This is a genomic window from Pseudomonas sp. SR18, assembly GCF_023701505.1.
Classification (GTDB): domain Bacteria; phylum Pseudomonadota; class Gammaproteobacteria; order Pseudomonadales; family Pseudomonadaceae; genus Aquipseudomonas; species Aquipseudomonas cyclaminis.
The window spans coordinates 84,724-91,138 of the sequence record NZ_JAMQAU010000023.1 but is presented as its reverse complement, the minus strand read 5'-3'; the positions used below and the strand labels follow the sequence as shown (position 1 = coordinate 91,138).

Below are 6,415 nucleotides of genomic sequence, written 5' to 3'. Positions count from 1 at the left end.
GCATTCTACAGCAGCCTCATTTGCTGTCAAGTGATTATTTTCAGAAGCTTTCGAAGATTTCTTCAACAACTTCAACCACTTGCGCTTCAGATCTCTCATCAGCGGGAGGCGAATTCTACAGCGTTACGCGCTGCTGTCAACACCTCTTTTTCAACTTCCTTTTGGCTTCGATGAACTGAAGCAACCCGCTGCCGAAAACTGCGTAACTCATTGTTTACCAAGGAGTTTTCCGTTTCGACTGCGCCGGAAGTGGGGCGAATTATAGACAGATATAATTCGCCGTCAACCCTTAACTTCAACCTTATTCGGATTTGAGCGTAATACGCGCAAACGCCTTCTTCCCCGCCTGGCAAACATGGGTCGCGCCCAGCTCGTATATAAAGGTGCGATCTACCACTTCACCATCTATACGCACACCACCAGAATTCAGAAGGTCGCGCGCTACGGCCGAGTTCTTGACCAGGCCTGCCTTATTAAGGACAGCAGCAATAGGCATAGCCTCGCCAGCAGTCAGCTCGACCTCAGGCAAATCATCCGGCAGTTCGCCATCCTTCATACGATTACCCGCTGCGCGGTGAGCACTGGCCGCAGCCTCCTCACCATGGAAACGCGCAACAATCTCTTCGGCCAGCTTGATCTTCACATCACGCGGGTTGGCGCCAGCCTCGACATCTGCGCGCAGCGCATTGATTTCATCCATGGAGCGGAAGCTCAGTAGCTCGAAGTAACGCCACATCAGCGCATCAGGAATGGAGACCAGCTTGCCGTACATGACACCCGGCGCCTCCTGGATACCCACATAGTTACCCAGGGACTTGGACATCTTCTTGACGCCGTCCAACCCTTCCAGCAGCGGCATGGTCAGAATGCACTGCGCCTCCTGCCCATACGCACGCTGAAGCTCACGCCCCATCAGCAGATTGAACTTCTGATCGGTCCCACCCAGCTCCACGTCGGCACGCAATGCCACCGAGTCATAGCCCTGGACCAGCGGATACAGGAACTCATGAATAGCGATCGGCTGATTGGTGGAGTAGCGCTTATCGAAGTCGTCGCGCTCAAGCATCCGCGCAACAGTGTACTGGGAGGTCAGGCGAATGAAGTCCGCAGGCCCCATCTGGTCCATCCAGGTGGAGTTGAACGCTACTTCGGTCTTAGCCGGATCAAGGATCTTGAACACCTGAGTCTTGTAGGTCTCGGCATTGTCGAGAACCTGCTCGCGGGTCAGCGGCGGGCGCGTCGCACTCTTGCCACTCGGATCGCCGATCATCCCGGTGAAGTCACCTATAAGGAAGATGACCTGATGCCCCAGCTCCTGGAACTGACGCAGCTTATTAATAAGCACGGTGTGACCAAGGTGCAGATCCGGCGCCGTCGGATCGAAGCCAGCCTTAATACGCAGGGGCTGGCCACGCTTGAGCTTTTCGATCAGCTCGGACTCGACCAACAGTTCTTCCGCACCACGTTTTATCAGCGCTAGCTGCTCTTCAACCGACTTCATAACAGACCCGCAAGGCTCAGATTCAAAAGGGAACCAACCATACAAGATCAGGGACTAATTACAAGTTTTGCCCTGCGCACGGACACCGTTCAGCAAGCCCAGCGTTCGCGAGCTTGCGCCACAGATGATTTGGTTATATTTTATACAGTTATTTCATCTTCATCATGTCATTCATCTTTTCCATTTCATCTTCAAAGTCAAAATTACCTATGACCACTGAACCGTCTAAAGCGCCGCCGCTTTACCCGAAGACCCACCTGCTCGCTGCAAGTGGTATCGCCGCCCTTCTTAGCCTGGCACTCCTGGTATTTCCTTCCAGTGACGTAGAAGCCAAACGAACATCCCTGAGCCTTGACTTGGAGAGTCCAGTTGAACAACTGACACAAGATCAAGACGCTTCCGACGCTCAACAAGCCACAAATGCCCCGTCTGAATCGCCGTTCGCGCAGATAGAAAACACGCCCGAAGAAACCCAACAGGCCGCTAAGGAAACGCAAAAGCCCCTCGCAGACGCTGCCAAGAATCCTCAGCACCGCGAAGTGATCGTCGCAAAAGGCGATACGCTTTCGACCCTTTTCGAGAAAGTTGGCCTTCCCGCTTCCGCCGTAAACGACGTGCTGGCGAGCGACAAACAAGCCAAGCAGTTCACCCAACTGAAACACGGCCAGAAGCTTGAGTTCGAACTGACGCCCGACGGCCAGTTGAACAACCTGCACAGTAATGTCAGCGACCTCGAAAGCATTTCCCTGACCAAAGGCGCCAAAGGCTTCGCCTTCAATCGCATCACCACCAAACCGGTGATGCGCTCCGCCTACGTTCACGGCGTGATCAACAGTTCACTGTCGCAATCCGCTGCCCGCGCCGGGTTGTCCCATAGCATGACCATGGACATGGCCAGCGTATTTGGCTACGACATCGACTTCGCTCAAGACATCCGCCAGGGTGACGAATTCGACGTAATCTACGAGCAAAAAGTCGCCAACGGCAAAGTGGTCGGCACAGGCAACATCCTCTCCGCACGCTTCACCAACCGCGGCAAGACCTACACCGCCGTGCGTTACACCAATAAACAAGGCAACAGCAGCTACTACACCGCCGATGGCAATAGCATGCGCAAGGCCTTCATCCGCACCCCGGTGGACTTCGCTCGCATTAGCTCGCGTTTCTCGATGGGTCGCAAGCATCCAATTCTGAACAAAATCCGCGCCCACAAAGGCGTCGACTATGCCGCCCCACGCGGTACGCCGATCAAGGCTGCGGGTGATGGCAAGGTCCTGCTGGCCGGCCGTCGCGGTGGTTACGGCAACACCGTGATCATCCAGCACGGCAACACTTACCGTACCTTGTATGGCCACATGCAAGGCTTTGCCAAGGGCGTGAAGACGGGCGGCAACGTGAAGCAGGGCCAAGTGATCGGTTATATCGGCACCACTGGCCTCTCTACCGGACCGCACTTGCACTACGAGTTCCAGGTCAACGGCGTACACGTCGATCCATTGGGTCAGAAACTACCGATGGCCGACCCAATTGCCAAAGCAGAGCGTGCGCGCTTCATGCAACAAAGCCAGCCGCTGATGGCACGCATGGACCAAGAGCGGTCCACCCTGCTGGCTTCGGCGAAGCGTTAAGCCATGCCGCTCTATATAGGCGTGATGTCCGGGACCAGCCTGGATGGCCTGGACATCGCTCTGGTTGAACAGGGCGCGGCAGTCAATCTGATCGCCACGCACTACACACCGATGCCTGACGCCCTGCGCGCAGAGCTGCTGAGCCTGTGCGCCAGCGGCCCGGATGAGATTGCCCGCTCAGCGATCGCCCAGCAGCACTGGGTTACCCTCGCAGCCCAAGGCATTCGTACGCTGCTCGAACAGCAAAACCTCAAGCCTCGGGACATCCGCGCGATCGGCAGCCATGGCCAGACCATCCGCCACGAACCCGCCCGGGGCTTTACCGTGCAGATTGGCAACCCAGCCCTGCTCACCGAGCTGACGGGCATCACCGTGGTAAGCGACTTCCGCAGCCGCGATGTCGCCGCCGGTGGCCAGGGCGCGCCGCTCGTACCCGCGTTTCATGAAGCATTGTTTGGCGAAAGCACCGGCAATCGTGCGGTACTGAACGTAGGCGGTTTCAGCAACCTCAGCCTGATTGAGACCGGCAAGCCCGTAGCCGGCTTCGACTGCGGCCCGGGCAATGTCTTGCTTGATGCCTGGATTCATCTACAACGCGGCGAACATTTTGATCGCGACGGCCAGTGGGCAGCCAGCGGCAAAGTAGAACCTCAATTGCTCAACGCACTGCTCAGCGATCCCTTCTTCCTGACCAAAGGCCCAAAAAGCACCGGCCGCGAAGTGTTCAACCTGGGATGGCTGCAACAGCACCTGAGCCGCCTACCAGCCTTCGCCCCACAAGATGTACAGGCGAGCCTGCTGGAATTGACCGCTCTGACCATCGTCGAGTCCCTGCAATCGGCACAACCGCAGACAGAAACGCTCTTGATCTGTGGTGGCGGCGCACATAACACCGCCATGATGAAGCGACTGGCTGCCCTGCTGCCATCTACTCAGGTCAGCAGCACCGCCACTTACGGCGTAGACCCTGACTGGGTCGAAGCCATGGCCTTCGCCTGGCTGGCCCATTGCTGCCTGGAAAGCATTGCCGCCAACCGACCCAGCGTCACTGGCGCACGCGGATTGCGGGTGTTGGGCGCGATCTATCCTGCCTGAATCCCAGACAGCAAAACGCCGCTTGGCCCATGAAAGCCAAGCGGCGTTTTTTTGCATCCACTCTCGATCAGATCGAGAACGAAGACCCACAACCGCAGGTAGTGGTGGCATTAGGGTTCTTGATCACGAAACGCGAACCCTCCAGACCTTCCTGATAATCCACCTCGGCGCCTGCCAAGTACTGGAAACTCATCGGGTCGACAACCAGGCTCACGCCCTCGCGCTCAACGATGGTGTCATCGTCAGCCACATCTTCATCGAAGGTAAAGCCGTACTGAAACCCTGAACAACCGCCGCCCGTAACGAATACGCGCAGCTTCAAGCGATCATTACCCTCTTCATCGACCAGGCTCTTCACCTTGTGCGCAGCACCGTGGGTGAATTGCAAAGCCGTGGGGGTGAAGGATTCAACGCTCATGCTGATAATCTCCCGGCGTAGCGCCGCCATATGCGTAATGGCGGGCATTATCCGCTTCTCCTAGAAAATCGGTCAACTATTGTTACGGTATATCAATGTGCTTCGCCGCCATTAGAAACACAAAAGGCCCGTTCGACGGGCCTTTTGCCTAGCCGCTAAACCGCCTTAAGGCAGCATGCCCGCGTGGGACAAACCCAACTTCTCGTCCAGTCCGAACAGGATGTTCATGTTCTGCACCGCCTGGCCCGACGCGCCTTTGACCAAGTTATCGATCACCGACAGCACCACGACCAGATCACCATCCTGCGGACGATGCACCGCAATCCGGCACACATTGGCGCCGCGCACGCTGCGGGTTTCCGGGTGGCTGCCCGCTGGCATTACGTCGACGAACGGCTCATTGGCGTAGCGCTTTTCAAACAACGCCTGCAGGTCTACCGAACGGTCAACCACGGTTGCGTAAAGCGTGGAGTGAATACCACGGATCATCGGCGTCAGGTGCGGCACGAAGGTCAGGCCCACGTCCTTACCGGCAGCACGACGCAGGCCCTGGCGGATTTCCGGCAAATGACGATGCCCTTTTACCGCGTAGGCCTTCATGCTTTCCGACGTCTCGGAGTACAAAGAACCTACCGCCGCACCACGGCCTGCACCGCTGACGCCGGACTTGCAGTCTGCGATCAGGCGCGAAGCATCCGCCAGCCCAGCTTCAAGCAACGGCAGGAAGCCCAGTTGCGTCGCGGTTGGGTAGCAACCCGGCACCGCAATCAGGCGCGCCTGCTTGATCTGCTCACGATTGACTTCCGGCAGGCCGTACACCGCCTCTTCCAACAACTGAGGCGCGCCGTGTGGCTGACCATACCATTTGGCCCATTCATCGGCATCCTGCAGACGGAAGTCCGCCGACAGGTCGATCACCTTGGTGCCAGCCGCCAGCAACTCACCTGCCAGCGCATGGGCAACACCATGAGGCGTGGCAAAGAACACCACGTCGCAGGCGCCAAGGGTCTTGATGTCCGGAACGCTGAACGCCAGGCCGTCGTAGTGGCCTCGCAGGTTCGGGTACATATCGGCCACGGCCAGGCCGGCCTCGGATCGGGAGGTAATGACCACCACCTCAGCTTGCGGATGCTGAGCCAACAGACGCAGCAATTCGACACCGGTGTAACCCGTGCCGCCGACGATACCGACCTTGACCATAAACCTGCCCTCAACGAACCACTGGAAAGCCGTCGATAATAGGGGCCGTATCGTCCTGCGACAACCGTCAACGTGACGTATGGACGTATGAGCCACTACTATCTCGACTACCGTGAACCTGGGAATAACTAGAAATGCTCTATCTATGGATCAAAGCCCTCCACATCGTCAGCATCGTCTGCTGGTTTGCAGCGCTGTTCTACCTGCCGCGCCTGTTCGTCTACCACGCCCAAAGCGAAGACACGGTGAGCAAGGAACGTTTCAGCATCATGGAGCGCAAGCTGTACCGCGGCATCATGGGGCCGGCGATGATCGCCAGCCTGGTATTCGGTGGCTGGCTGATCTACCTCAACCCAAGCATCTTTCAGTCCGGCGGCTGGATCCACGCCAAGCTGACCCTGGTCGTGCTGTTGATCGGCTATCACCACATGTGCGGCGCGCAGGTAAAACGCTTCGCCCGTGGCGAAAACACCCGCAGCCATGTCTTTTATCGCTGGTTCAATGAAGTTCCGGTTCTGATATTGCTGGCTATCGTAATTTTGGTCGTGGTCAAACCGTTCTAACTTCAATTAC

General features: G+C 57.3%; 6 protein-coding genes. 3 read left to right on the top strand and 3 right to left on the bottom strand.

Annotated features, from left to right (window positions below; all coding sequences use genetic code 11):
* Nucleotides 1-301 precede the first annotated feature (301 nt).
* Nucleotides 302-1,501 carry a tyrosine--tRNA ligase gene (tyrS, locus tag NDJ82_RS25615; RefSeq protein WP_112192556.1) on the bottom strand — a complete coding sequence of 400 codons (1,200 nt, stop codon included), beginning with the start codon at nucleotides 1,499-1,501 and terminating at the stop codon, nucleotides 302-304.
* A 209-nt stretch (nucleotides 1,502-1,710) separates the two neighbouring features.
* On the opposite strand from tyrS, the gene NDJ82_RS25610 reads away from it, so the two are divergent.
* Together NDJ82_RS25610 and NDJ82_RS25605 are read left to right on the top strand one after the other, a co-directional pair.
* Nucleotides 1,711-3,129 (top strand): peptidoglycan DD-metalloendopeptidase family protein, encoded by a 1,419-nt coding sequence (locus NDJ82_RS25610; protein ID WP_250926547.1) that lies wholly within the window; start codon nucleotides 1,711-1,713, stop codon nucleotides 3,127-3,129.
* Nucleotides 3,130-3,132: 3 nt separating this feature from the next.
* Complete coding sequence (locus NDJ82_RS25605) at nucleotides 3,133-4,224, top strand: anhydro-N-acetylmuramic acid kinase (RefSeq protein WP_099585643.1); 1,092 nt, start codon at nucleotides 3,133-3,135, stop codon at nucleotides 4,222-4,224.
* A gap of 67 nt (nucleotides 4,225-4,291) precedes the next feature.
* Here NDJ82_RS25605 and erpA read toward each other — a convergent pair whose 3' ends face one another.
* Both erpA and argC read right to left on the bottom strand, forming a co-directional pair.
* On the bottom strand, nucleotides 4,292-4,642 hold the full coding sequence (gene erpA, locus NDJ82_RS25600; RefSeq protein ID WP_003176443.1) for an iron-sulfur cluster insertion protein ErpA: 351 nt from the start codon (nucleotides 4,640-4,642) through the stop codon (nucleotides 4,292-4,294).
* A 165-nt stretch (nucleotides 4,643-4,807) separates the two neighbouring features.
* Nucleotides 4,808-5,842 carry an N-acetyl-gamma-glutamyl-phosphate reductase gene (gene argC / locus NDJ82_RS25595; protein WP_003210935.1) on the bottom strand — a complete coding sequence of 345 codons (1,035 nt, stop codon included), beginning with the start codon at nucleotides 5,840-5,842 and terminating at the stop codon, nucleotides 4,808-4,810.
* A gap of 134 nt (nucleotides 5,843-5,976) precedes the next feature.
* Between argC and hemJ the strand changes: the two genes are divergently transcribed.
* The gene (hemJ, locus tag NDJ82_RS25590) at nucleotides 5,977-6,405 is read left to right on the top strand and encodes a protoporphyrinogen oxidase HemJ (protein ID WP_099585644.1); all 429 of its coding nucleotides are present in this window, start codon (nucleotides 5,977-5,979) and stop codon (nucleotides 6,403-6,405) included.
* Nucleotides 6,406-6,415: the final 10 nt, after the last annotated feature.